Origin of the sequence: Microbispora sp. NPDC049633 (assembly GCF_040675265.1) — a bacterium.
Classification (GTDB): Bacteria; Actinomycetota; Actinomycetes; order Streptosporangiales; family Streptosporangiaceae; genus Microbispora; species Microbispora maris.
This window is the reverse complement of sequence record NZ_JBFAOO010000074.1, coordinates 1-25017: the sequence shown is the minus strand read 5'-3', so window position 1 is coordinate 25017 and position 25017 is coordinate 1. Positions and strand designations below refer to the sequence as shown.

Below are 25017 nucleotides of genomic sequence, written 5' to 3'. Positions count from 1 at the left end.
GTGCCGCCGTCCGGCGGCGCCTCTCCGAGCACGAGGTGGGACCACATGGCCACGACGACCGAGTTCGATCGCGTACGGCTGACGAGCGAACCGCGCGTTCGTTCGCTCCAGCTGGGCGACCTGACGATCACCCACGTCCCGGACGGCCTGGCTCGGCTCAAACCGCGTGGCTGGCTGCCCGACGCCGCCGACGCCGACTGGGGGGCCTACCGCGATCACCTCGATGACGGCGGCTTCTTGGTCGCAGGCATAGGCGGGCTGCTGGTCGAGCGGGGTGACCGGGCGCTGCTCATCGACACCGGGTTCGGACCCGAGTCGCACCCCGACGACCCGGCCAACCCGCTGCTGGGAAGCATCTCCGGCGGTGCGCTGCTTGACGGTCTGCGGCGGCTGGGCCTCGAGCCGAGCCGGATCGAGGCCGTCGCCATCACCCACCTGCACACCGACCACCTGGGCTGGGCCTGGAGTGCCGTGCCCGGCACCGACACGCAACCGTTCGGGCACGCCACCCACTTCGTCGCGGCGCCCGAATGGAAACGGCGCGACCTGGCCGCCGAGGGCGGGGCGACCGGGGACCGTCTGGCCACCTTCGCACCCCGCGTTCGTACCGTCGAGGATGGCGAGGAGATCTTCCCCGGCGTGCGGGCCTCGTTCGCGGTGGGACACACCGTGGGCCACACCATGTACACAATCACCGGCGGCGACCGGCGGCTCATCGCGTTCGGCGACGCGATGCACGCGCCGGTCCAGGTCACCCACCCCGAATGGGGCTGCGTGCTCGACCACGACCCCGCCGAATCCGCCGAGAACCGCCGCCGCCTGGTTCGCGAGCTGAGCCGTCCCGACACCATCGGCTACGGCTGCCACTTCGCCGACGTGGTCTTCGGACGCGCCGGGCGCCGCCCTGACGGCCGGTTCACCTGGGTCCCCGTCGCCTGACCGTCCGCCGCCCGGCTCATCGCCTCCGCCGCAGGTCTGGTCTCGACGCTCCTCGCGCTCTAACCCTCCATGCGTCATCCCGACCGCATCTGCCCCGTCCATCGACGGCAGTGGTGGCGACGAGCGGCGGAGGCGTTCGCGGCGCCCAGCAGATCGTACAAATCGCGAAAGGAAGTAGAACTGCTATGAAGCACATCAAGCTGGGGGATCTAGATGTCTCCCGTATCGGCCTGGGCTTGGTCTCGATGTCCTACGCCTACACGGGTGCCGGCACGGACGACGCCGAGTCGATCCGCACCATCCACCGGGCCTTGGAGCTGGGTGTGACGTTCCTGGACACCGCCGAGGTTTACGGCCCGTACATCAACGAGGAACTCCTCGGCAAGGCGCTCAGAGGCCGCCGCGACCAGGTCGTGGTGGCGACGAAGTTCGGCATGATCTCCCATGCGCACGGCGGGCCAGGGCATCTCGACAGCAGCCCGGCCAACCTCCGCATCGCTCTCGAAGGCTCGCTCAAGCGGCTGGGCACCGACTACGTCGATCTGTACTACCAGCACCGGGTCGACCCGAACACGCCCATCGAGGACACCGTCGGGGCGCTGGCCGACCTGGTCACCGAGGGCAAGGTCCGCCACATCGGCCTGTCGGAGGCCGGACCGGAGACGATCCGCCGCGCCCACGCCGTGCACCCCATCGCTGCCGTCCAGTCGGAGTACTCCCTGTGGACCCGGGATCCGGAGGCGCAGGTGCTGCCGCTGCTGCGCGAGCTGAACATCGGCTTCGTGCCCTACTCCCCGCTTGGACGCGGCTTCCTCACCGGGAAGATCCGCTCCACCGGCGGCTTCGACGACACCGATTTGCGCAGTAGTATGCCGCGTTTCACCGGCGAGAACTTCCAACACAACCTGCGCATCGCCGACGAGGTCGAAGCCATCGCCGCCGAGGCGGGTGCGACCGCGGCGCAGATCGCCCTGGCCTGGCTGCTGACCCGGGGCGACGACATCGCTCCCATCCCCGGTACCAAGCGCGTGGCACGCGTGGAGGAGAACACTGCCGCCGACGCCGTGGAACTGACCGCAGAACAGATCGAGAAGCTCGACAACCTCCCTCCAGCCGTCGGCGACACCCACGACGAAGCCGGCATGCGCACGCTGGAGCGTTCACCTCGGTCCCGGCTGTGACCATACTCACGCGCCCTCGCCGCTTGAGCACGGGCGGCATCGCCTCCCGGAACTCTGACCGGCTACTTTCCTCCCTCTAGATCAGGATTTCGTCATGCCGACTGATTTTCGCTGCGCCGTGCTGGACGACTACCAGGGGGTGGCGCTCGGGCTGGCGGACTGGTCCCGCGTCCGGGCCACCAGCTTCCGCGAGCACTTCACGAGCACCGACGACCTCGTGGCCGCCATCCACGACTGCGAGATCGTGGTCGCGATGAGGGAACGCACGCCGTTCCCCGCCGAGGTGTTCGACCGGCTGCCCCACCTGCGGCTGCTCGTCACCACCGGCATGAGCAACGCCGCCATCGACCTGGAGGCGGCGCGGGCGCGGGGCGTCACGGTGTGCGGCACGGGCGGCGGCTGGACCTCGACGGTCGAGCTGACGTGGGCGCTGATCCTCGGCTTGGCCCGCCACCTGGTGCCCGAGGCGACCGCGCTGCGCACCGGTGGCCCCTGGCAGCACACCCTGGGCACCGACCTGCACGGACGGACCCTCGGGTTGCTCGGCCTCGGCCGGATCGGGTCGCAGGTGGCGGCGCTCGGGCGGGCGTTCGGCATGGAGGTGCTGGCCTGGAGCCAGAACCTGACGCGCGAGCGGGCCGAGGAGTGCGGCGCGCGGCCGGCCCCCGGCCTGGACGCCCTGCTCGCCGGTTCCGACGTCCTCTCCATCCACCTCGTGCTCGGCGACCGAACACGCGGGCTCGTCGGCGCACGGGAACTCGCGTTGATGAAGCCCACCGCTTACCTGGTCAACACCTCGCGGGCGGCGATCGTCGACCAGTCCGCTCTGGCGTCCGCGCTGCGCGCCGGGCGGATCGCGGGGGCCGGCCTGGACGTGTTCGAGCAGGAGCCGCTGCCCGCCGGCCATGAGTTCCGTACGTTGCCGAACGTGCTGGCCACGCCGCACCTCGGCTATGTCAGCGAGCTGAACTACGCCACGTTCTTCCGTGACGCCGTGGCCGACATCGGCGCCTTCCTCGATGGCAGCCCGCTTCGCGTGCTGACCTGACTCACTCGATCGCGAAGCTGCGCCGACACCACCGCGCCCGAGCCGGCCACTACTGAAGACGCCGGCTTCACCCATCGTGAAATCAGGCCGCGGTGCTAGCCGAGCCGGTCGAGCACGTCCGCGGCGAGCCGTTCGAGGGCGGCGACCTGATCGCGGGTGAGCCCGTCGAAGAACAGGCTGCGCACGGTCTCCACGTGCCCGGGGGCCGCGGCGGTGATGGCCCGGCGGCCCTCCTCGGTGATCACGACGAACGCGCCCCGGCCGTCGTCCGCGCACTCCTCCCGCCTGACGAGCCCCCGGCGCTCCATCCGGGTCAGGTGGTGGGACAGCCGGCTCTGCTCCCACTGGAGGTCGCGCTGCAGCTCGAACGGCCGCAGCCGCCCTTCCTCCCGGTCGGTGAGGTGCACGAGAACCTCGTAGTCCGCCAGGGACAGACCCGAGTCGGCCTGCAGCTGCCGGTTGAGCCGGGCCGTGAGGCGGCCCTGCATGCGCAGGTACGCCCGCCAGGCGCGCTGCTCGTCGGCGTCGAGCCACCGTGGGCTGTCCATGTCTCCCAGGCTATCCGGAATCAATGACTCGTCATGTATGTTGTGGGGCACCAGTAGATGACGCATCATCTACATGGCGACGAGGAAAGGGCACTCATGACCACGACCAGGCTGACCCCTCGTGTCGACGTCCGCCGGGCGGCCGAGCGTTTCGCCACCCGCATCTCCTGGCTCGATTCCAAGCACTCGTTCTCGTTCGGCGGCCACTACGACGCCGGCAACACCCACCACGGGCTGCTGCTGGTCAACAACGACGACGTCGTCCACCCGGGCACCGGCTTCGAGACGCACCCGCACCGCGACATGGAGATCGTGACCTGGGTGCTCCAGGGGTCCCTGGTCCACCAGGACTCCGAGGGCCACTCCGGCGTCATCTACCCCGGCCTGGCGCAGCGCATGAGCGCCGGCACCGGCATCCTGCACTCGGAGAAGAACGACTCCTGGCGGCTGACCGGCGGCGACACGCACGAAAAGCCCGTGCACTTCGTCCAGATGTGGGTGGTGCCCGACGAGCCCGGCATCGATCCCGGCTACGAGCAGCTGGAGATCGAGAACGAGCTGCTGGCCGGCGGTCTGGTGCCGGTCGCCAGCGGCATGGACAAGCACGCGGGCGAGGCCGCGATCCGCATCAAGAACCGGTACGCCGCGCTGTACGCCGCCCGTCTCCAGGCGGGCCAGAGCGTGGAGCTGCCCGAGGCGCCGTTCCTGCACCTGTTCGTCCCCCGGGGAAGCGTGACCCTGGAGGGTGCGGGCACCCTGGAGACCGGTGACGCCGTACGCTTCACCGCCACCGGCGGGCAGAAGGTCACCGCCACCGAGCCCGCCGAGATTCTCGTGTGGGAGATGCACGCGACGATCGCCGCCTGACGATCCAGGAAGGAAACCCGATGCAGCAGTCAGAACCGCAGGTCGCCGACAACCCGGAGGCGAGCCGCTTCGAGATCACCGTGGACGGCGCCCTCGCCGGCTTCGCCGACTACCGGCTCAAGGGGCCGGCGATCTCCCTCACCCACACCGAGATCGACCCGGCCTTCGAGGGCCGCGGCCTCGGCTCGACGCTGGTCCGCGCGGCGCTCGACGCCGCGCGCGACGCCGGGCTGGAGGTCCTGCCGTTCTGCCCGTTCGTGCAGCGGTACATCGCGCGGCACCCGGAGTATCTCGACCTGGTGCCCGCCGACCGGCGGGCCCGGTTCTCCCTCGACGGCGGGGAGGGATCGAAGTGACCCCCGGGGAGCCGGCGTTGTACGGCTGCACGGTGTTGCAGGGCGGCACGGTGTTGCAGGGCGGCACGGTGGTGCACGGCGGCACGGGCGCGGCCGAGGCGGAGCCGGAGAGCGTGCTCCTGCCCGGCCACGACGTGCCGCTCGGCCGGTACACGACCGTGCGGCGGCTGCTCCCGCAGCGCCCGCGCCGCATGGTCGGCGCGTGGTGCTTCGTCGACCACTTCGGACCCGACGACGTGAGCGGCCGGCCGGGCATGCAGGTGCCGCCGCACCCCCACACCGGCCTGCAGACGGTCACGTGGCTCGTCGAGGGGGAGATCCTGCACCGCGACAGCCTCGGCAACATCCAGCCGATCGTGCCCGGGCAGCTCAACCTGATGACCGCCGCCCACGGCATCGCCCACTCGGAGCAGTCGCCGCCGGAGCACCCGCCGGGCATGCACGGGCTGCAACTGTGGGTCGCGTTGCCGGAGGACGCGCGGCACGGCGAGGCGCGGTTCGAGCACCACGCCGCCCTGCCCGTGCTGCGCGACGGGGACGTCACGGTGACCGTCGTGGTGGGGGAGTCCGGGCCGCTGCGCTCGCCCGCCCTGGTGCACACCCCGCTGCTCGGGGCCGAGGTGCTGTTCGCGGGACCGCCCGGACAGCGCCGGCGCCACCGGCTGCCGGTGGACCCGGCCTTCGAGACGGCGGTGCTGGCGATGTCGGGCACGGCCGACGTCGCCGGGGTCGCGCTGGCGCCGGGCTCGCTGCTCTACCTCGGCCGGGGCCGTACGGAGGTCCCGATCGAGGCGGCGGGCCCGGCCCGGCTGTTCGTGCTGGGCGGCACGCCGTTCGAGGAGCCCCTGGTGATGTGGTGGAACTTCGTCGGCCGTTCGCACGAGGAGATCGCACGGGCGCGCGACGACTGGGCGCGGGATGAGTGGATACCGGGCGACCGCTTCGGCGTCGTTCCCGGCGGGGAGCGCCGGCTGCCCGCCCCCGAGATGCCCACCGTGCGGCTGAAGGCCCGCGACCGCCACGGCCGCGTCCTCAGCTGACGGACGAGCCCGCCCGCCTTCTGGTGAAGCAGGTGAGCACGGCCAGCGCGGAGACGGCGGTCATGCAGGCGAGCGCCCAGCGGTAGCCGATAACGAGCCGCTCGACCGCCGTGGACGAGACGTCGGACAGCGTTCCCGCGAAGACGGCGTCGTGCAGCCCGGCCGGCAGCGGCACCGTGATGATCGAGAGGGCCAGCGCGGTGCCGACCACCACGCCGGTGTTCTGCAGCATCAGGCGCATGGCGTTGACGATCCCCAGCCGGTGCGACGGCACCCCGTGCAGGATCGCCGTGGTGTTGCTCGGCAGGAACATGCCCGAGCCGACGCCGATCAGCACGAGGGCGGCCGTGATCGACGCCGACGACATGCCGGGGGAGATCAGGCACAGCAGGACGGCCAGGCCCGCCGTCGTCAGCGAGGTCGCGGCGACCGCCACCGTGCGCGGGCCGAGGCGGCGCAGCAGGAAGCCCGACGCGACCGACGCCGCCATCGCCGCCACCGACAGCGGCAGCACCTTCACCGCCGCGCTCACCGGGTCCTCGCCGCGGACCGCCTGGAAGAACAGCGACACGAGGAGCACCACCCCGACCCGGGCGGTCGAGTTGAGGAACGACGCCAGCGTCCCGAGAGCGAACGTGAGATCGCGGAACATCCGGATGTCCACCACCGGATGACGGGCCCGCAGCTCACGCACGACGAACAGCGGGAGCGTCACCGCGAACACGACGAGGCCCGACACCACCATCGGGTGTCCCCAGCCGAGCCGGGTCACCTCCGACAGCGCGAGCAGCAGGCCGCCGAGACAGGCGAGCACGAGCGCGTTCCCGGACAGGTCGAGGCCCCGGTCGCGGCCCTGCGGCGGTCCGGGACGCAGGGCCACCGCGCCCCAGACCAGGCACGCGACGCCGAGGGGCACGTTGTACCAGAACACCCAGCGCCAGCCGAGGTGCTCGGTGAACAGGCCGCCGAGCGCCGGACCGGCGAGCTGGGCGATGGAGAACGACGCGGTGTAGACGCCCATCCCCTCGCCGAGCCGCGACTTGGGGAACGCGTCGGTCACGAGGGCCGCGCTGTTGGTCAGCAGCATCGCCCCGCCCGCCGCCTGCACCACCCGCAACGCCACGATGACCCACGCGTCCGGCGCCAGCCCGGCCAGCAGGCTGGCGACGGTGTAGGTGGCCAGGCCGCCGAGATACATCGCCCGCCGCCCGAACAGATCGGCGAGCCGGCCGAACACCACCATCAGCACGGTCGTCGTGAGCTGGAAGGCGAGCAGGATCCAGCTCGCGGCGTCCGCGCTCGCGTGCGTCTGCCGTACGACCTGGGGGAGCGCCACGTTGAGCGCGCTGCCGCCGAGCGCGGTCAGGACGCTGGCCATGCTCACGACCGACAGCGTCCGCCAGGCGCGGCGCAGCCGTTCCCGCTCGCCGGGGTCCGCCGCGAGGGTCCGCGGCACGGCCGTCATCGTACGGCGACCTGGATCATGACCGGCTCCTCCCTACCGAATTCTAGATTCCATTACTAGAATCACGTTCACAGGTCATCGGGTCAAGGTCGGGTCAAGGGAGCTGCGCATGGGCGGAATCGTGGAAGGCCGTGTCGTGATCGTCACCGGCGCCGCACGGGGCATCGGGCGGGGACACGCGCTGGAGTTCGCGCGCCAGGGCGCCAAGGTCGTCGTCAACGACCTCGGCGCCGAGGTCGACGGCACGGGGTCGTCCACCGGCGCCGCGGGCGAGGTGGTCGAGGAGATCAGGGCGATGGGCGGCGAGGCCGTCGTCGACGGGGAGGACGTCTCCGACTTCGACGGCGCGCATCGCATGATCAGCAGGGCCGTGGAGACGTTCGGCGACCTGCACGTCCTGGTCAACAACGCGGGCATCCTGCGTGACCGGATGCTCGTCAACATGACCGCCGACGAGTGGGACGCGGTCATCCGGGTGCACCTGCGCGGCACCTTCGCCCCGCTCCGGCACGCCGCCGCCTACTGGAGGTCCAGGGCCAAGGCCGGGGAGCCGGTGGACGCCCGGGTGATCAACACCACGTCGTCGTCCGGCATCTACGGCAACGCCGGCCAGGGCAACTACGGCGCGGCCAAGGCCGGGATCGCGTCGCTGACGATCATCGCGGCCAAGGAGCTGGCGCGTTACGGCGTGACGGTCAACGCGGTCGCCCCCGCCGCGCTCACCCGGATGACGGAGAACCTCATCCCGGGCGGGAGGCGGCCTGCCGAGGGCGGCTTCGATCCGGCGGCGCCGGACAACATCGCGCCGCTGGTCGTGTGGCTGGCGAGCGCCCAGTCGCGGGGGATCACCGGCCGGGTCTTCAACGTGCGCGGCGGGCACATCAGCGTCGCCGAGGGCTGGCACGCCGGGCCGGGGGTGGACAAGGACGCCCGGTGGGACCCGGCCGAGCTGGGCGAGGTGATCCCCGCCCTGGTGGACAAGGCCGCGCCGAACGCCCTCACCAGCGGGCGGATCCCGGACGGGGAGGCCTGACATGCCGCTCGACCACGGTCTGATCGGGGTGGAGAGCGCGCCGCACGAGCGGTCGTGGACGTCGGCCGACACCCTGCTGTACGCGCTGGGCGTCGGAGCGGGCACCGAGGAGCTCCCCTTCACCACGGAGAACTCGGCGGGGATCCGGCAGCGGGTGCTGCCCACCTTCGCGGTCCTGGCCGCCCAGGCCCCCATCGGGCGGAAACTCGGCGACTTCGACCCGGCCATGCTCGTGCACGCCGAGCAGGCGTTCGAACTGCACCGCGAGCTGCCTGCCGCCGGTCGCGTATCGACGACCTCGACGGTGACCGGCATCTACGACAAGGGCTCGGGGGCGCTGGTGACGACCGAGGCCAGGGCGGCCGACGCCGGAAGCGGCGAGTCGCTGATCACGAGCCGCAGCTCGGTGTTCATCCGGGGCGAGGGCGGCTTCGGCGGCGAGCGCGGCCCTCGCGACGAGTGGACCGAGCCGGACAGACCGCCGGACCACAGGGTGACCTATCGGACCCGGGCCGACCAGGCGCTGCTCTACCGCCTGTCGGGGGACCGCAACCCGCTGCACTCCGACCCCGTCTTCGCCGCTCGCGCCGGCTTCGGCCGCCCGATCCTGCACGGCCTGTGCACGTACGGCTTCACGGGGCGGGCGCTGCTGCACGCCGTGGCGGGGTCCGACCCGGCACGCTTCGCGGCCATGTCGGGGCGGTTCAGCAAACCCGTCTACCCGGGCGAGACGCTGACCGTCTCCATCTGGGTGTCCGACGACGGCGCGACGGCGCTGTTCCGTACGGCGAAGGAGGACGGCACCGTCGTGATCGACCGGGGCAGGGCCGCCTTCCGCCCCGTTTGAGAGCGCCCTGGTGACGGCGCGGCGGGTGCCGCCGGGGCCGGCACGCCGAAATCAGCTCGGTGCGGCCCCCGCGTCGTCGACACCTGTGGCGCCGGTGGCGTCGTCGTGGGTGGCCAGGGGATCGCCGAAGCGGCGGATCAGCGCGACCGCCGCCTCGACGACCTCCCCGGCCTCCTCCTCGGTCTCGCTCGTCGCGACCTCGCGTCCGGCCTCGCCGATCACGCTGGTGAGGACCGAGACGGTCAGGCGGTCGGTCGGGGTGTTCGCCGCGCCCAGCAGGACGGCGTTCTGCCGGACCCACTCCCGGCCGCGGGTGCGCCGCATCAGCTCGAACCCCGGCGGGCCGTCGCCGTCCATGAACAGCCGGGCCAGGTCGCGCCGCTGCCAGGATCCCTCCAGGAACGCCCTGGCCCCGGCGATGAACAGCTCGACGGGGTCCTTCACGCCCGACTGCTTGGCCGCGGCGACGCCGGCCGCGGCGGCCTCCTCGTGGGCGGCCTGGTGCTCCTCCCACAGCGCGAGGAACAGCTCGGTCTTGCCCCCGAAGTGGTGGTAGAGGCTGCCCACGCTGGAGCCCGCGCGCTCGACGACGTCCGCGACGTTGGCGTCGGCGAAGCCGTGCTCGGAGAAGACCTCGCGGGCGGCCTGAAGCATGCTCTTACGCGTCTGGGCGGTGCGGCTCCACTCCCACGAGCCGCTCCTGCCGCCGGGCTTGCGTGCCATCTGGGCTCCTTGTCGACAGGGACGACGCCATCGTAGCCGGTCGAATTCTAGAAACTGATTCCAGACCTCTTGACACCCCTTCGGCGGGGAACCAGGCTGGAACCGATTCCTAGAGAACAATTCTAGAAAAGAGTCGCGTCGATGGACTTCTCCCTGAGCCCCGAGGAACTGCAGATCCGTGACACCATCCGCGCGTTCGTCGAGCGGGAGGTCATGCCGCTCGAACCCGAGGTGCTGCGCAGCGAGCGCGCCGGCGGCCCGGGGCTCGACCCCGAGGTCCTGAACGACCTGCGGCTCAAGGCGAAGAAGATGGGCTTCTGGGGGATCAACACCCCCGAGGAGTACGGCGGGGCGGCTCTGGGCCCGGTGATGTCCGCGATCATCGCCATGGAGATGGGCCGGACGTTCGTCCCGTTCAGCTTCGGCGGGTCGGCCGACAACATCCTCTACGCCGGCACCGAGGAGCAGAAGCGGCGCTACCTGATCCCCACCATCGAGGGCGAACGCCGCTCCTGCTTCGCCATCACCGAGCCGGGCGCGGGCTCCGACGCCCGCAACATCCGTACGCGCGCGGTCAAGGACGGCGAAGACTGGGTCATCAACGGCGAGAAGACCTTCATCACCGGCGGCAGCGAGGCCGACTTCGTGATGGTGTTCGCCGTGACCGACCCGGAGAAGGGTGCGAACGGCGGCGTCACCTGCTTCCTGGCCGACCGCGACATGGGCTGGAAGTCCGAGCCGATCCCGACCATGGGGCAGTGGGGCCCGGCCTCGCTGGTGTTCGAGGACGTCAGGGTGCCGGAGGAGAACATCCTCGGCGAGCTCGGCAGGGGCTTCGAACTGGCGATGCAGTGGATCGGCCAGGGCCGCTACATGATCCCCGCGCGGGCCGTCGGCTCGGCCGAGCGCATGCTCCAGATGGCGATCGACTACGCCGGGATCCGCGTGTCGATGGGCAAGCCGATCGCCGAATACCAGGCGATCCAGTGGATGATCGCTGATTCGCAGGTGGAGATCGAGGCGGCCAAGTGGCTCACCCTCCACGCCGCCTGGCGCGTGCAGCGGGGCATGGACGCCCGGCACGCCTCCTCGATCGCCAAGCTGAACGGCGCGGTCATGGCCAACCAGGTCGTCGACCGCGTGCTGCAGATCCACGGCGGCATGGGCTACACCAAGGAACTGCCCATCGAGCGGTGGTATCGCGAGCTGCGCCTGTTGCGGATCTTCGAGGGCACCGACGAGATCCAGCGGCGGACGATCGCCCGCAACCTGCTCAGGGGCCACGCCCGTCTCGGCACGATCGGGGAGTGAGCATGCCGGTAGGAGAGCTGTTCAACCCCCGGTCGATCGCCCTGGTCGGCGCGACGGACAAGTCCGGCTGGTCGATCAGCACGCTGACCAACCTGCGTACGCACGGCTTCCGGGGGCCCGTTCACCTGGTCAACCCGCGCGGCGGCGTGGTGCACGGCGAGCAGGCCCGCCGCAGCCTGTCCGACATCCCCGGCCAGGTCGACCTCGCGTACGTGATGGTGCCGACGACGGCCGTGCTGCCCGTGCTGCGCGAGGGGGCCAAGCTCGGCATCCGCCACTACGTGATCCTCACCGCCGGATTCGGGGAGACCGGGCCGGAGGGCGCCGCCCTGGAGGCGGAGATCGTCGACTTCGCGCGGGAGAACGACCTCACCGTGCTCGGCCCGAACGGCAACGGTTTCATCAACGCCGCCGCGGACGTCACGCCGTACGGCCTGCCGATCCCGTCGCCGCTGCTGCGCGGGTCGGTCGGCGTGGTGCTGCAGAGCGGCGCGCTGGCCAGCTCGGTGCTCGGCTTCGCGCAGGCCCGCAACGTCGGGATCAGCCTGCTCACCTCGATGGGCAACGAGTCGCTCGTCACCGTGACGGACGTGATCCACTACCTGGTGGACGACCCGGCGACCACGGCCATCGCGTTGTTCCTCGAGTCGGTCCGCGACCCGGCCGCGTTCTCCCGGGCGGCGCGCCGGGCGCTGCTCGCGGGCAAGCCGATCGTCGCGCTGAAGATCGGGCGCAGCCGGCTCGCCTCCCGCACGGCCCAGGCCCACACCGGCGCGCTCGTCGGCGACGACAACGTGATCGAGGCGGCGTTCCGGCAGCTCGGGGTGGTGCGGGTGCGGTCGCTCGAGGACCTCATCATCACCGCGGGCCTGCTGGCCGAGGTGGGCCCGCTGCCGGGCCCGCGGATCGGTGTCGTCACGCCCTCGGGCGGCGCGTCGGAGATCATCGCCGACCGGGCCGAGGACGAGGGGCTGGAGCTGCCGGCGTTCGCTCCGGAGACGGTCGCCCGGCTGCGGGAGATCGTGCCGGCCTTCGGGACCGTGCAGAACCCTCTCGACGTCACCGGCTATGTGCTCATCGACCGTACGCTGCTCGGCCGCGCGCTGGAGGCCGTCACCGCCGACCCCGGCGTCGACGCGGTCATGCTGCTGTCGGACCTCCCGCGCGTCGCCCCGCCCGACCCCGCGCCCGTGCACGCCATGTTCGCCGCGAGCGCCAAGCGCATCGCCGAGGCCCCGATGCCTGTCGTCGTCGTGAGCAACGTGCTGACCGACGTCACCGAGTTCGGCCGCGACGTGCAGCGGGAGGCCGGTTTCCCGTACGTCGCGGGCGGAATCGAGCACGGCGTGCACGCCATCGGGGCCGCGGTCCGGTGGTCCAGGGCGTACCGCGCGGCCGTCGAGGCGAACGGAGCCGTCCCGGAGAGGGCCGCGGTGAGCGCCCCGGCGGCCGAGCCCGGGACAGGTGTCTGGGCCGAGCACCGGGCCGCCGCCCTGCTGGCGTCCGCCGGGATCCCGGTCGTGCCCGGCGAGCTCGTGCACGACGAGGAGTCGGCCGTGGCGGCGGCGGTCGGGTTCGGCTACCCGGTCGTCCTCAAGGTCGCCGCCGACGGACTCGGCCACAAGAGCGACGTCGGCGGGGTCCGGCTGGGTCTGGCCGACGCGCGGGCCGTCGAACGGGCCTACCGCGAGGTCGTGGCCGCAGCCGCGGCGGTCCCCGGTGCCGGCCGCGTCGGCGCGCTCGTCCAGCCGCAACGCGGCGGCGGCGTCGAACTGCTGGTCGGCGTCGTACGGGATACGGCGTGGGGGCTCACCCTGGCCGTCGGCCTGGGCGGGATCTGGGTCGAGGCGCTGCGTGACACGGCGCTGCGCGTGCTGCCGGTGGACGCGGCCGAGGTGCGGCGGGCGCTCGACGAGCTGCGCGGCGCCGCGCTGCTGCGGGGCGCCCGCGGCGCCGAGCCGGCCGACCTCGACGCCGTCGCCGAGGTCGTGGCCCGCGTCGCCGCCCTCGCGGAGAGCCTCGGCGACGACCTGGAGTCGCTGGAGATCAACCCCCTGCTCGTCCGCGGCTCCCACGTGGAAGCCCTGGACGCCCTCGTCACCTGGCGGAGATGAAGCCCGGTCGTCCCTCCGGCGCGGCGCTCACCCGCCGCGCCCGGACACCGGACCACGGAGAGGGAGCCCGTGCGAGAACACCGGCCGTGATCGGCGAAGGCGCCCGCATGGCTCCGGCCCGCGCACCGCGTTCATGACCTCGTCCAGATCCACGCCTCGCTGTCCTCGTCACAGGAGGGATTGCCGCCGACCGCGAAGACCGTGTCCCTGCCGGGAACCTTGACCAGGTCGAGCACCTCCGGAGCGTCGCCGATCCTCAATGTCTTCTCGTACGTCAAGGAGCGCCCGTCGAAGTGCAGCAGGATCCGTTTGTTCTCGGAGTGATAGTTGTCCGCGCCGAGCCACACCCCGCCGTGGCCGTCCGACGCCACGGCGTTGCAGGAGACCGCGTCCGCCGGAAGGCCCGAGACCGGGTTCCACCGGTCGCCGTTCCGAGGCATGAGCATCGCGGTGGCCGAGCCGGCACCGGGCAGCAGGATCGACCCGGCGACCCAGCGCCGTCCCCGGGCCGACCACCGCCGGTCGTCCCACCGCCACGCGTCGGCGTGATTATCGAAGATCCACACGATGCGGGGGACGTCGCGGACACCACGGTCGGATACCGCAGGCCCGGCGGCAGCGGTACGGACCGCCACGCGCGCCCGTCCCGGCGCAGGACCGTGCCGGTTCGCCTGTTCTCTCCGGAAGTGCCGACCGCCCAGGCCTCGCTGCCCCCGGTCACGGCGACACTGAGCATCACGGCGCCGGCGTCGGCCGTTCTCGTCTCCGTCCAGGTGCCGCCGGACGGCCGCGTCTCCGTACCCCCTCACCTCCATGTAGTCCCTGAGTGGCTTCGCGCCGACCGCGCGGCTACCCGGGGCCCTCCGGCGGGAGCGCCGGAGGGCCGTCGTGCCGTCGGGGTCAGGGGCGGTGGCTCGACAGGACGAGGGTGGCGGCGGAGGCGAACATGCCGCCGTTGCCGAGGACCACGCTGATCTCGGCGCCGGGCACCTGCGCCGCCGCCTCGCCGCGCAACTGCCGTACGGACTCCTGGATGGCGAACATCCCGTACATGCCGGTGTGGGTGTAGGAGAGGCCGCCGCCGTTGGTGTTGAGCGGTAGGCGGCCGCCGGGGGAGGTGTGGCCCTCGGCGATGAACGGCCCGGCCTCGCCGCGCTTGACGAAGCCGAGGTCCTCAAGCCCGTAGACGGGCACGTGCGCGAAGGCGTCGTAGATCATGAGGTGGTCCACGTCGTCGTGGGAGACGCCCGCCTCGGCGAAGGCGGCCTCGCCGGAGCGGCGGAAGGCGGCGGAGGTGGTGAAGTCCTCCATCTGGGAGATGATCGGCGACTCGGCGGACTCGCCGGATCCGAGCAGATGGACCGGTGACCTGCGGGCGCGCTCCTCGGTCGTCACGATCAGCGCCCCGCCGCCGTCGGTGACGAGGCAGCACTCCAGCAGGTGGAAGGGATAGGCGACCATCCGGGAGGCGAACACGTCCTCGACGGTGATCAGGTCCTGGAACATGGCTCGGGGGTTCAGGTGCGCCCACCGGCGCTGCGCGACCGCGACCTCCGCGAGCTGCTCGTGCGTGAGCCCGGTCTCCTTCATGTAGCGCAGCGCCGTCAGCGTGAACATCGTGGGCGGGCCGAGCACGCCGTACGGCAGTTCGAACTGGCCGATCAGCGAATCGGGGCCGAGGGCCGGGCGGGGCGCGCCGACCCGCGACCGCCCGGACTCGCCGTGGGTGACGAGCACGGTGGTGCACAGGCCGGCCCGGATCGCCGCCGCGGCGTGCCGTACGTGGAAGAGGAAGGACGAGCCGCCCACGCCGGTGCCGTCGAGCCAGGCCGGAGCGATGCCGAGGGCGTGCGCGATCTGGATCGGGCCGGGCATGCCCACGGTGGCGACGCCGTCGATGTCGTCCTTGGTCATCCCGGCGTCGGCGAGGGCGTTGCGCGCGGCCTGGAGGTGGAGCTGCGCGGTGGACATGTGGGGGAGCTTGCCGAGCTCGTCGGTCTCGGCCGCGCCCGCGATCACGATGTTCATCGGGCGGGACCTCCAGCGGGCTCGAAGAGGGGCACGTGCACGTCGCCGCGCTGTTCGAACACCACGCGCAGCTCCATGTCCAGGGGCAGGTTCTCCGGTGTGATCTCCACGCCGACGATGTTCGTCATCATCCGCACGCCCTCCTCCAGCTCCACGACCGCGATCGCGTACGGCCCGTCCTGCTCGAAGCCGGGAGCCGGGCGGTGGCTGATCACGTACGAGTAGAGGGTCGCCCTGCCGCTCGCCGTCACCCACGAGACGTCGTCCGAGCCGCAGTGCGGGCAGGCGGGCCGTGGATAGAAGTAGTGCCGCGAGCAGGCGCGGCAGCGCTGGATCCGCAGCCGTCCCTGCGCCGTGCCGTCCCAGAACGGCTGGGTCTCCGGGGTCGGTTTCGGGACGGGCTTGTGTGATGCGGTCATCGTTCTCCTGCCACCCGGGAGGTAAGTCCTGGAGTTGGATTCTAGAACTTGAATCTAGATCTGGCGAGGGCCGATGTCGCGACACGGGGATCCCGTTGCCGCGCCGGCCGAAGAACACGTGCTCACAGCCCTTGACTCCGGCCGTGAGGAGGCGGAGCATTCGTAGAAATGAATTCTAGAGCTGCCTTCTAGAACTCATCGCAGGGACGGGGGCTGACGAGAAAGGCATGTCAATGAGCCTGTCCTACGTACGCGAGCTCGACGAGTACCCCACCGGTGCGCGTCGCATGAAGATCCTCACGATGGCCGTGCTGGCCGTTCTCATCGGCTCCTATGAGGCGCAGATCGCCCCGGTGGTCCCGCTGCTGCTCAAGGACCTCGACATGTCCCTCGCGACGTACGGCGCGGTGTCCGGGGCGGCGGCGGTCGCGGGGGCCGTCGCGTCGGCGCTCGGCGGCAGGCTCACCGACCGGCTCGGCAGGGTGCGCCTGCTGGTTCCGCTGATGTTGCTGACCGCCCTGTGCTGCTTCGCCATGACACTCGTTCACAGTCCACGGGACCTGCTGATCGCCAGGATCGTGCTGGCCTTCGTCGACGGAGTGGCGATGGCGAGCACGGCGCCGCTGGTCCGCGACTTCTCGCCGCGCCTCGGCCGGGCCCAGGCGTTCGGCTTCTGGACCTGGGGCCCGGTCGGGGCGAACTTCCTCGCCGCCGCCGTGGCGGGCTGGACGCTGCCGATCTTCGACGACTCCTGGCGGTCGCAGTTCGTCATCATGGGCTGCTTCTCGCTCGTCATCTCGATCGTCATCGCCCTCAACATCGCCGATCTGTCGCCCGAGTTGCGCGCGCAGATCCAGCACACCGAGCGCCAGGCCAGCGACGTCGTCGACCTGACCAAGCCGGCCAGGGTCTCCTCGCTGTTCGCCCGGCCCAACATCTGGGCCCATGTGGTCGGCATCTCGCTGTGGCTGGTGCTCTACATCACGCTCACCCTGTTCGGTCAGACCATGCTGGTCGGCGCCCTGGGCGTCACGGCCGCCGAGGCGTCCACGATCATGGCGTGCTTCTGGAGCCTCAACCTGATCACGCTGATCGTCGCCGGCCGCGTCTCCGACCGCACCCAGCTGCGTAAGCCGATCACGCTCGCCGGCACCGTCGCGGCCGTGCTGGTCACCGCCTACCTGGCGTACATCCTGGGCAGTGAAGGCGTCTCCAGCGGTCTGCTCATGGTCGTCGGCGCGCTGCTCGGCGGCTCGCTCGGCGTGGCGTACGCCCCCTGGATGGCCAACTACTCCGAGGACGCCGAGGACGTCGACCCCCGGCTGCAGGGCACGGCCTGGGGCCTGTTCGGCTTCCTGACCAAGGCGATCGCCGTGGTCGGCCTGCTGGTCATCCCGCACGTGGTCGAGGCCACGAGCTGGCAGACCTGGCTGGTGGTCTCCCTGGTGTGCCTGGCGCTGTTCGCGCCCGCCGTCTTCCTGTTCCACGGCCCGTGGCGGCGCGAGCGGGCCGAGGCGGCCGGCCGCGAGGCCAGGGTCGCGGTGGCGGACTAGAACCCGGGTCAGGCGGGCGGGTAGCCGCCCAGGCCCGTGCCGAGCAGGCCGAAGACCCGTTCGACGTCCGCGCGGTGGGCGCGCTCGATCTCCTCGTCGGGCCCGCCCTCCCGCACCCGCTGCCGCAGCCGCCGGTACAGCGTCCGCTGCGCGCCGACCAGCGTCGAGGCGACGACGCGCGGCAGCGGGTCGCCGGGCTCGGCGCCCGCCTCGGCCGCCAGCGCGTCGGCGAGCACCCGGACGATCCGCTCGTTGACCTCGTGCATCTTGCGCTGCAGGGAGGGGTTGCCGCTGACCAGGTCGAAGAAGCCGCGCGGATGGACGAGGTCGCGCCGCATGCCGGGGACGAGCCTGGTCTGCGCCAGGCACAGCGCCCGGAAGGAGTCGAGGATCGAGACCCCGGCGGGACGGTCGGTGACCGCCGCCAGGGACATCGCCTCCCGGTCCTCCGCCCGGTAGAAGACCAGGTCCTCCTTGGTCGGGAAGTGGTTGAACACCGTCTTCTTCGACACCTGCGCGGCCGCCGCGATCTCGTCCACGGTGACCTCGTCGAACCCCCGGGCGCGGAAGAGCGCGTTGGCGGTGTCGGCGATGAGCTGCCGCGTCCGGTTCTTCTTCAGCTCCCGCAGCCCGCTCATGGGGCACAGCGTATCGGTCCCATGAATTACACCTGGTGTACTGTTACACCAAGTGTAAGCAGGGGAGGCGGGATGACGCATCCGGCGGTGGTCACCACCGGGCTGACCAAGCACTACGGCGACGTCGAGGCCGTGCGCGGCATCGACCTGACCGTGCACAGAGGGGAGATCTTCGGCTTCCTCGGCCCGAACGGCGCGGGCAAGTCCACGACGATCAGCATGCTCTGCACCCTGACCAGGCCCACGGCCGGCGAGGCGCGTGTGGCCGGACACGACGTGGTGCGCGAACGCGACGAGGTGCGGCGCTCGATCGGGCTGGTCTTCCAGGACCCGACGCTGGACGGCTACCTGACGGCCGAGCGCAACCTGCGCTTCCACGCCGAGCTGTACGGCGTGCCCCGCGCGGACGTCGGTCCGCGACTGCGGGGCGTGCTCGAAATGGTGGGGCTGTGGGACCGGCGCAAGGCCAGGGTCGCCACGTTCTCCGGCGGTATGAGACGGCGGCTGGAGATCGCCCGCGGCCTGCTCCACTCGCCGCGGGTGCTGTTCCTCGACGAGCCCACCGTGGGCCTGGACCCGCAGACGAGGAGCTCGATCTGGTCCTACATCCGGGAGCTGAAGGAGGCCGAGGACATCACGGTCTTTCTCACCACCCACTACATGGACGAGGCCGAGCACTGCGACCGCATCGCCATCATGGACGGCGGCCGGATCATCGCGCTCGACACCCCGGACGCGCTGAAGGCCGGTGTCGGCAAGGACCGCGTCCAGATCGAGACCGACGACGGCGCGGCGGCCGTCGCCGCCCTGGACGAGCGGTTCGGCATCCGGGCCGTCGCGTCCGGGGACGTGGTGGTCTTCCAGGTGGACGAGGGGGAGCGGTTCGTCCCGGAGCTGTTCTCCCGGTCGGGACTGCCGATCCGGTCCGTCAGCGTGGCCCGGCCCAGCCTCGACGACGTGTTCATGTCGTACACCGGCCGGTCGATCCGTGACGCCGAGTCGAGTGGCGCACGCGGCCCGGGGGCGCTCGCGGCGGCGCGGGGAGGCCGGCGATGACCGTGACGCCGAAGGGGACGCCCCCGGACGTGCCTCAGGACGTGCCGGCCTCCGGCGACACGGCGGCGGGCCCGCGGGACCGGACGCCGGCGACCGCCCTGCGCGTCGCGGCGGTGCGGGTGCCGGGGCGCAGCGCGGCGAGCGAACTGCGCGCGGTCAAGGTGGTCTGGCAGCGCGAGATCATCCGGTTCTTCAACGGCCCGCTGCGGATCCTCACCTCTCTCGTGCAGCCGTTCCTGTTCCTGTTCGTCCTCGGCACCGGTCTGTCGCAGCTCACCTCGGGCGGCACCGGCGGGCTCGGCCTGCGGACCTTCCTCTACCCGGGCATCCTCGCCATGGCCGTCCTGTTCACCGCCATGTCCTCGGCGGCCTCGATCGTCTGGGACCGCGAGTTCGGCTTCCTGCGGGAGATGCTGGTCGCGCCGGTGTCCCGCGCGTCGATCGTCGTCGGCAAATGCCTGGGCGGGGCCACGGTCGCGGCCGTCCAGGGCCTCGTCGTCATCTGCATCGCCGGGGCGGCCGGCGTGCCGTACGCGCCGGGTCTGATGCTCGGCGTGTTCGGCATCCAGGTGCTGCTGGCCTTCACCATCACGGCCTTCGGGGTCGCGATGTCCGTGCGGGTGAGGCAGATGCAGTCGTTCATGGCGCTCAACCAGCTGCTGATCATGCCGCTCTACTTCATGTCGGGCGCGATGTTCCCCGCGTCGGACCTCCCCGCGTGGCTGACCGCGCTCAACCGGATCGACCCCCTGTCGTACGCCGTGGACCCCATCCGGCGGCTGGTCTTCGCCCACCTGGACCTGGCGCCCGCCGTACGCGCCCGGCTCGCGCCGGGGATGACGTGGGGCGGCTGGCACGTCCCCATCGCGGTCGAGGTGGCCGTCCTCGCGGCCCTCGGGCTCGCCCTGCTCGCGACCGCGATCACGCAGTTCGGCAGAGCGGACTGAGCGTCGCACGGCACGGCCCCGCGTGCGTGAAACCGATGGACGCCGACGGGCACCGGTTGGATATTGTGTGGGCCATGTCGAGCCCCGAGGCATCCAGGATGGGGGCTTTCGGTCACGCCGTCAGCCCCCTGAACCACTGAGTTCGTGAATCTGTCGTCCCGCCGCGTCCGCGGCCGGACGAACGCGCTCCCGGGTGCTGACCGCGGTGACGAGACGTCCCCTTCTCGTGCTTCTCATCGCCTCGGAGCCACTCGATGCCTCTGTCGCTGTATTCGCTCGCCATGGCGGTCTTCGCCATGGGTACCTCGGAGTTCATGCTCGCCGGCCTCCTGCCGGACATCGCCGCGGATCTCGGCGTGACCGTCGGAACGGCGGGCACGCTCACCTCGGCCTTCGCGATCGGCATGATCGCCGGCGCCCCGCTCATGGCCGGGCTCGCCCGCAACCGGCCTCCCCGGTCCGGCCTCCTCGTCTTCCTCCTCGTCTTCGTGGCGGCCCACGTCGCGGGCGCTGCCACATCGAGCTTCCCCGTCCTGTTCGCGACCCGGATCGTCGCCGCGCTCGCGAACGCGGGGTTCCTCGCCGTGGCCGTGACGACGGCCGCCGCTCTCGTCCCCGCGAACCGCAAGGGGCGGGCTCTCGCCGTGCTGCTGTCCGGCACGACGGTGGCGACCGTCGCGGGGGTCCCGGGAGGGGCGGTCCTCGGCACGCTGCTCGGGTGGCGGGTCACGTTCTGGGCCGTCGCCGTCCTCTGCGTGCCCGCGGCCGCCGGCGTCCTTCACGGGATCCCGGCGCGTTCCCCGGGCGAGCCCGGCGGGCGGGTCCTGCGATCGGAACTCGCGCAGCTCCGGAGTCGGCGCCTGATCCTGGTCATGCTGCTCGGGGCGCTGGTGAATGCGGCGACCTTCGCGAGCTTCACCTTCCTCGCCCCCGTCGTGACCGGCACCGCGGGGCTGGATCCGCTGTGGATCCCGGTCGTCCTGGTGCTCTTCGGCGCGGGCTCGTTCACGGGCGTCACCGTCGCGGGACGGCTGTCCGACCGGCACTCCGGGCTGGTTCTCGCGGCCGGCGGTCCGCTGCTGCTCATCGGCTGGCCGGCGCTGGCCGTTCTGGCCGGAGAGCCGGTCGTCCTGCTCATCCTGGTGTTCGTCCAGGGCGCGCTGTCGTTCGCCGTGGGCAGCACCCTGATCACACGAGTCCTCTACGAGGCGGCGGGAGCGCCGACCATGGCCGGCTCGTACGCGACCGCGGCGCTGAACGTCGGCGCCGCCGCCGGGCCGCTCATCGCCGCGGCCACCCTCGGCACCGCCGCCTCCGGCGAAGGGACCGGAGACCTCGGCCCACTGTGGGTGAGCGGGCTTCTCGTCGCGATCGCACTGCTCGTCGCCCTCCCTTCCGCGGTCTTCCGGCACGGCCCTCTCGAATGCGGTGAGGAGCAACGGGCCGATCCGGACTGAGCCGCGCGGAGGGGCGGGAAGTTCCGATTATCGGAACGGGAGGTTCTACTTTGCGTGTTCATTAAGTAACTTTCCGCAAGGGGAACCGGCTCGTCGAGCGGAGGAGACCGACCATGACGGCGGGAATCGTGGACACGTCCATCACCGGCATGACCGGCCGGGTGCGGAGGCGGGTCGACGAACTGCTGGCCGACTTCCTCGACGCGCGGCGTCCCCCGGTCGGCGATCCGGACGTCGCCGAGGGCTACCGGCTGCTGCGCGAGTTCGTGGTCGAGGGCGGCAAGCGCATCAGGCCGCTGCTGTGCTACTGGGGCTGGCGGGGCGCGGGCGGCGACGCGCCGCACGAGGACCGGGCCGTCACCACCGGCGCGGCGCTGGAGCTCTACCACGCCGGCCTGCTGATCCACGACGACGTCATGGACGGCAGCGAGCTGCGCCGTGGACGCCCGACCATCCACAGGGGCCTCGCCCGGGCTCCGCGGTGGCCGGGAGCGGAGACCTTCGGCCGGTCCGCCGCCATCCTGCTCGGCGTGCTCGCGCAGGCGTGGGCGGACGAACTGCTCGCGGACGCCACCGTCGGCGACGCGCGCGGGCGGGCGGCGCGTGAGTTGTTCAACCGGATGCGCACAGAGGTCGTCACCGGTCAGTACCTCGACATCCTGGCGCACACGCGCGCGGACGCGGACGTCGAACAGGCCCTGACGGTCATCCGCTACAAGACCGCCCGATACACGGTCGAGCGCCCGCTGCAGATCGGCGGGGCGCTCGCCGGGGCGCCGCCCGCCACGCTGGAGGCCTACTCCCGGTTCGGACTGCCGCTGGGGGAGGCGTTCCAGCTGCGCGACGACGTCCTCGGCGTCTTCGGCGATCCCGCCGTCACCGGCAAACCGGTCCTCGACGACCTGCGCGAGGGCAAACGGACCGTGCTCATGGCGCACGCGTACGCGCGGGCACGGGGACCCGAACGGGACCTGCTGCGGACCTGGCACGGCGACCCGGGGCTGGACGAGCGGCGGGCCGCCGAGCTCCGGCAGGTCATCGTGGACACCGGCGCCCTCGACGAGGTCGAGGAGCTCATCGCCATGCGGGCCGGGCAGGCGATCGAGGCGCTGCGCGACCAGGCGATCGCCCCGGAGGCGGCGCGGGCGCTCGCGGTGCTCACCGAGCGGCTCACCCGCCGCGTCCGGTGAGGCGCGCGACCGGCACGCCCGCCCTTCCCACGACCTCCGCCGCCGCGGCCCCTCCGGCCTCCTCCACGCCCGGCCGTACGGCTGCGCGCCGCACCTGGTGCCGTTGGCACGCCTGGTGCGCCCACGCGCGGCCCTAGGTGGGCCGGGGGGACCCCCGGCAGGAACGACCTGATCTTCTCTCCCCCCTCCGCCGCTCGGCGACGAGCGTGACCAGTCACCGAAACACCGGCCGCCGTGCCGACAACAGATGGGGTGAAGTGCTGTGACCGAAACCACCATGCCGAACGACAACCGGCTCAGCCTGAGCACCAGGGCCGCGCGCAACCTGGCCACGACGACCAAGACCCAGCCGCAGATGCAGGAGATCACCTCCCGTCATCTGCTGCGCGTGCTGCCGTGGATCGAGGCGGTGGGCGGCGCCTACCGGGTCAACCGGCGGCTGACCTACCAGATGGCCGACGGGCGGGTGACGTTCGTCTCGACCGGGGCGGACGTGCGGGTCATCTCCGCCGAGCTGTGCGAGCTTCCCGCCCTGCGTGGCTACGGCGACGCCGACGTGCTCGCCGCGATGGCGGACCTGTTCACCCAGAGCGAGTACGAGGCCGGCCAGGTCATCGCCGAGGCCGGCACCCCGATGGACGAGGTCGTGCTCCTGGCCCACGGCAAGGTGGACAAGCTCGGCCAGGGGGCGTACGGGAACGAGACGCTGCTCGGCGTGCTGGCCGACGGCGAGTACGTCGGCGAGCAGATGCTGGTGAACACGGACGCGCGGTGGGAGTGGACGGTCAAGGCCGTGACGCCGTGCACCGTGCTCACCCTCGGCAGGGAGGAGTTCGAACGGCTGCTCACCCTGTCGGACAGCCTGCGTGAGCACGTGCAGGCCTACCACGAGGACCCGGACCGGCCGGTGAACCGGTATGGCGAGGCGGAGATCGCGCTGGCGGCGGGGCATGAGGGTGAGGCGACGCTGCCGGGGACGTTCGTGGACTACGAGCTGGGGCCGCGTGAGTACGAGCTGAGTGTGGCGCAGACGATTTTGCGGGTGCATTCGCGGGTGGCGGATCTGTACAACGAGCCGATGAACCAGACCGAGCAGCAGTTGCGGCTGACGATCGAGGCGTTGCGGGAGCGTCAGGAGCACGAGCTGGTCAACAACCGCGACTTCGGGTTGCTGCACAACGCCGATCTCAAGCAGCGTGTGCACACCCGCTCCGGCCCGCCCACCCCCGACGACCTCGACGAGCTGCTCACCATGGTGTGGAAGAACCCGAGCGTCATGTTCGCCCACCCCAAGGCGATCGCGGCCTTCGCCCGTCAGTGCAACAGCAGGGGCATCTACCCGCAGACGGTGGACATCAACGGCCAGAAGGCGCCGGCCTGGCGCGGGGTGCCGATGCTGCCGTGCAACAAGATCCCGGTCAACGACAAGGGCATCAGCTCGATCATGGTCATGCGCCTGGGGGAGAAGGACCAGGGTGTGGTCGGCCTGCGCCGCACCGGGCTGGTGGACGAGTACGAGCCCGGCCTGTCGGTGCGCTTCATGGGCATCGACGAGAAGGCGATCATCTCCTACCTGGTGACCACCTACTACTCGGCGGCCGTCCTGGTCCCCGACGCCCTCGCCATCCTGGAGAGTGTCGAGGTCCTCTGATGTCCTCCTACCGGCTGCCGGACTTCTACCTCCCCTATCCGCCGCGGCTGAACCCGCACGTGGAGACCGCCCGGGCGCACACCCGGGGGTGGGCGGCGGACATGGGCATGCTCGACGACCCGGACATCTGGACCGAGGAGTCGCTCGAGGCGATGGACTACGGCCTGATGTGCGCCTACACCCATCCCGACTGCTCCGCCTCCGAACTGGACCTGGTCACGGACTGGTACGTGTGGGTCTTCTACTTCGACGACCACTTCCTGGAGACGTTCAAGCGCAGCAGGGACCTGGACGGCGCCCAGGACTACCTGGACCGGCTGGACGCGTTCATGTCGGACGACCCGCCCGAGCCGTCCAATCCCGTCGAGCGGGGCCTGGCCGACCTGTGGCCCAGGACCGTGCCCGCCATGTCGGAGGCGTGGCGGCGCCGGTTCGTCCGGGTCACCCGTGACCTCCTGCAGGAGTCGATGTGGGAGCTGTTCCACATCGAGCGGGAGGCCGTCTCCAACCCGATCGAGTACATCGAGGAGCGCAGGAAGGTCGGCGGCGCCCCGTGGTCGGCCGCGCTGGTGGAGCACGCGGCCGGGGCGGAGCTGCCGGCCCGGC

General features: G+C 71.6%; 23 protein-coding genes and 1 pseudogene. 17 read left to right on the top strand and 7 right to left on the bottom strand.

Annotated features, from left to right (window positions below):
• The first annotated feature begins 45 nt into the window (after positions 1 to 45).
• From AB0J39_RS20310 to AB0J39_RS20300, 3 genes are all read left to right on the top strand, one after another.
• Positions 46 to 939 (top strand): MBL fold metallo-hydrolase, encoded by an 894-nt coding sequence (locus AB0J39_RS20310; RefSeq protein WP_363466838.1) that lies wholly within the window; start codon positions 46 to 48, stop codon positions 937 to 939.
• A 185-nt stretch (positions 940 to 1124) separates the two neighbouring features.
• Positions 1125 to 2120, top strand: a complete 996-nt coding sequence (locus tag AB0J39_RS20305) for an aldo/keto reductase (protein WP_363466835.1) — start codon at positions 1125 to 1127, stop codon at positions 2118 to 2120.
• A gap of 94 nt (positions 2121 to 2214) precedes the next feature.
• A complete protein-coding gene (locus tag AB0J39_RS20300) occupies positions 2215 to 3168 on the top strand; it encodes a D-2-hydroxyacid dehydrogenase family protein (protein WP_363466832.1) in 954 nt (317 codons plus the stop codon).
• A 95-nt stretch (positions 3169 to 3263) separates the two neighbouring features.
• Here AB0J39_RS20300 and AB0J39_RS20295 read toward each other — a convergent pair whose 3' ends face one another.
• Positions 3264 to 3716, bottom strand: coding sequence for a MarR family transcriptional regulator (locus AB0J39_RS20295; RefSeq protein ID WP_363466830.1), 453 nt, complete (start codon positions 3714 to 3716; stop codon positions 3264 to 3266).
• Positions 3717 to 3812: 96 nt separating this feature from the next.
• Here AB0J39_RS20295 and AB0J39_RS20290 point away from each other — a divergent pair, with 96 nt between their 5' ends.
• From AB0J39_RS20290 to AB0J39_RS20280, 3 genes are read left to right on the top strand one after another with little or no spacing between them, the layout of a single operon-like run.
• On the top strand, positions 3813 to 4583 hold the full coding sequence (locus AB0J39_RS20290) for a pirin family protein (RefSeq protein ID WP_363466827.1): 771 nt from the start codon (positions 3813 to 3815) through the stop codon (positions 4581 to 4583).
• A 20-nt stretch (positions 4584 to 4603) separates the two neighbouring features.
• A complete protein-coding gene (locus AB0J39_RS20285) occupies positions 4604 to 4939 on the top strand; it encodes a GNAT family N-acetyltransferase (RefSeq protein ID WP_363466824.1) in 336 nt (111 codons plus the stop codon).
• Complete coding sequence (locus tag AB0J39_RS20280) at positions 4936 to 5979, top strand: pirin family protein (RefSeq protein WP_363466821.1); 1044 nt, start codon at positions 4936 to 4938, stop codon at positions 5977 to 5979. The genes AB0J39_RS20285 and AB0J39_RS20280 overlap by 4 nt, the downstream gene beginning before the upstream one ends.
• Here the strand turns inward: AB0J39_RS20280 and AB0J39_RS20275 are convergent.
• Positions 5972 to 7435, bottom strand: a complete 1464-nt coding sequence (locus AB0J39_RS20275; protein ID WP_363466818.1) for an MFS transporter — start codon at positions 7433 to 7435, stop codon at positions 5972 to 5974. The genes AB0J39_RS20280 and AB0J39_RS20275 overlap by 8 nt on opposite strands.
• A gap of 118 nt (positions 7436 to 7553) precedes the next feature.
• Between AB0J39_RS20275 and AB0J39_RS20270 the strand changes: the two genes are divergently transcribed.
• On the top strand, positions 7554 to 8477 hold the full coding sequence (locus AB0J39_RS20270; RefSeq protein ID WP_363466816.1) for an SDR family oxidoreductase: 924 nt from the start codon (positions 7554 to 7556) through the stop codon (positions 8475 to 8477).
• Between the two features lies 1 nt (position 8478).
• The gene (locus tag AB0J39_RS20265; RefSeq protein WP_363466813.1) at positions 8479 to 9324 is read left to right on the top strand and encodes a MaoC/PaaZ C-terminal domain-containing protein; all 846 of its coding nucleotides are present in this window, start codon (positions 8479 to 8481) and stop codon (positions 9322 to 9324) included.
• 51 nt (positions 9325 to 9375) lie between these two features.
• On the opposite strand, the gene AB0J39_RS20260 is transcribed toward AB0J39_RS20265, so the two are convergent.
• Positions 9376 to 10047, bottom strand: a complete 672-nt coding sequence (locus AB0J39_RS20260; protein WP_363466811.1) for a helix-turn-helix domain-containing protein — start codon at positions 10045 to 10047, stop codon at positions 9376 to 9378.
• 141 nt (positions 10048 to 10188) lie between these two features.
• Here AB0J39_RS20260 and AB0J39_RS20255 point away from each other — a divergent pair, with 141 nt between their 5' ends.
• The gene (locus AB0J39_RS20255; RefSeq protein ID WP_363466808.1) at positions 10189 to 11358 is read left to right on the top strand and encodes an acyl-CoA dehydrogenase family protein; all 1170 of its coding nucleotides are present in this window, start codon (positions 10189 to 10191) and stop codon (positions 11356 to 11358) included.
• A 2-nt stretch (positions 11359 to 11360) separates the two neighbouring features.
• Positions 11361 to 13472 carry an acetate--CoA ligase family protein gene (locus AB0J39_RS20250; protein ID WP_363466805.1) on the top strand — a complete coding sequence of 704 codons (2112 nt, stop codon included), beginning with the start codon at positions 11361 to 11363 and terminating at the stop codon, positions 13470 to 13472.
• A gap of 131 nt (positions 13473 to 13603) precedes the next feature.
• Here the strand turns inward: AB0J39_RS20250 and AB0J39_RS20245 are convergent, their stop codons facing one another.
• From AB0J39_RS20245 to AB0J39_RS20235, 3 genes are all read right to left on the bottom strand, one after another.
• Positions 13604 to 14038: a hypothetical protein gene (locus AB0J39_RS20245; protein ID WP_363466802.1), complete on the bottom strand. Its 435-nt coding sequence runs from the start codon at positions 14036 to 14038 to the stop codon at positions 13604 to 13606.
• Positions 14039 to 14372: 334 nt separating this feature from the next.
• Entirely contained in the window at positions 14373 to 15500 is a 1128-nt protein-coding gene (locus AB0J39_RS20240; RefSeq protein WP_363466799.1) for a thiolase, read from the bottom strand.
• Positions 15497 to 15919 carry a Zn-ribbon domain-containing OB-fold protein gene (locus AB0J39_RS20235; RefSeq protein ID WP_363466797.1) on the bottom strand — a complete coding sequence of 141 codons (423 nt, stop codon included), beginning with the start codon at positions 15917 to 15919 and terminating at the stop codon, positions 15497 to 15499. Before AB0J39_RS20235 ends, AB0J39_RS20240 begins: the two co-directional genes overlap by 4 nt.
• Positions 15920 to 16146: 227 nt before the next feature.
• On the opposite strand from AB0J39_RS20235, the gene AB0J39_RS20230 reads away from it, so the two are divergent.
• A complete protein-coding gene (locus AB0J39_RS20230) occupies positions 16147 to 17472 on the top strand; it encodes an MFS transporter (RefSeq protein ID WP_363466794.1) in 1326 nt (441 codons plus the stop codon).
• An 8-nt stretch (positions 17473 to 17480) separates the two neighbouring features.
• Here AB0J39_RS20230 and AB0J39_RS20225 read toward each other — a convergent pair whose 3' ends face one another.
• Positions 17481 to 18110 (bottom strand): helix-turn-helix domain-containing protein, encoded by a 630-nt coding sequence (locus AB0J39_RS20225; RefSeq protein ID WP_363466793.1) that lies wholly within the window; start codon positions 18108 to 18110, stop codon positions 17481 to 17483.
• Positions 18111 to 18182: 72 nt separating this feature from the next.
• Here AB0J39_RS20225 and AB0J39_RS20220 point away from each other — a divergent pair, with 72 nt between their 5' ends.
• The 6 genes and pseudogenes from AB0J39_RS20220 to AB0J39_RS20195 all read left to right on the top strand — a co-directional run.
• Positions 18183 to 19166 carry an ATP-binding cassette domain-containing protein gene (locus AB0J39_RS20220; protein WP_363466790.1) on the top strand — a complete coding sequence of 328 codons (984 nt, stop codon included), beginning with the start codon at positions 18183 to 18185 and terminating at the stop codon, positions 19164 to 19166.
• The gene (locus AB0J39_RS20215) at positions 19163 to 20113 is read left to right on the top strand and encodes an ABC transporter permease (protein WP_363466788.1); all 951 of its coding nucleotides are present in this window, start codon (positions 19163 to 19165) and stop codon (positions 20111 to 20113) included. Before AB0J39_RS20220 ends, AB0J39_RS20215 begins: the two co-directional genes overlap by 4 nt.
• Positions 20114 to 20367: 254 nt before the next feature.
• Entirely contained in the window at positions 20368 to 21570 is a 1203-nt protein-coding gene (locus tag AB0J39_RS20210; RefSeq protein ID WP_363466786.1) for a Cmx/CmrA family chloramphenicol efflux MFS transporter, read from the top strand.
• Positions 21571 to 21683: 113 nt separating this feature from the next.
• On the top strand, positions 21684 to 22760 hold the full coding sequence (locus AB0J39_RS20205; RefSeq protein WP_363466784.1) for a polyprenyl synthetase family protein: 1077 nt from the start codon (positions 21684 to 21686) through the stop codon (positions 22758 to 22760).
• A 277-nt stretch (positions 22761 to 23037) separates the two neighbouring features.
• Positions 23038 to 24411 carry a family 2B encapsulin nanocompartment shell protein gene (locus tag AB0J39_RS20200; RefSeq protein ID WP_363466871.1) on the top strand — a complete coding sequence of 458 codons (1374 nt, stop codon included), beginning with the start codon at positions 23038 to 23040 and terminating at the stop codon, positions 24409 to 24411.
• Positions 24411 to 25017 (top strand): annotated as a pseudogene (locus AB0J39_RS20195) (germacradienol/geosmin synthase); the annotation flags it as partial. The gene AB0J39_RS20200 and the pseudogene AB0J39_RS20195, both read left to right, overlap by 1 nt.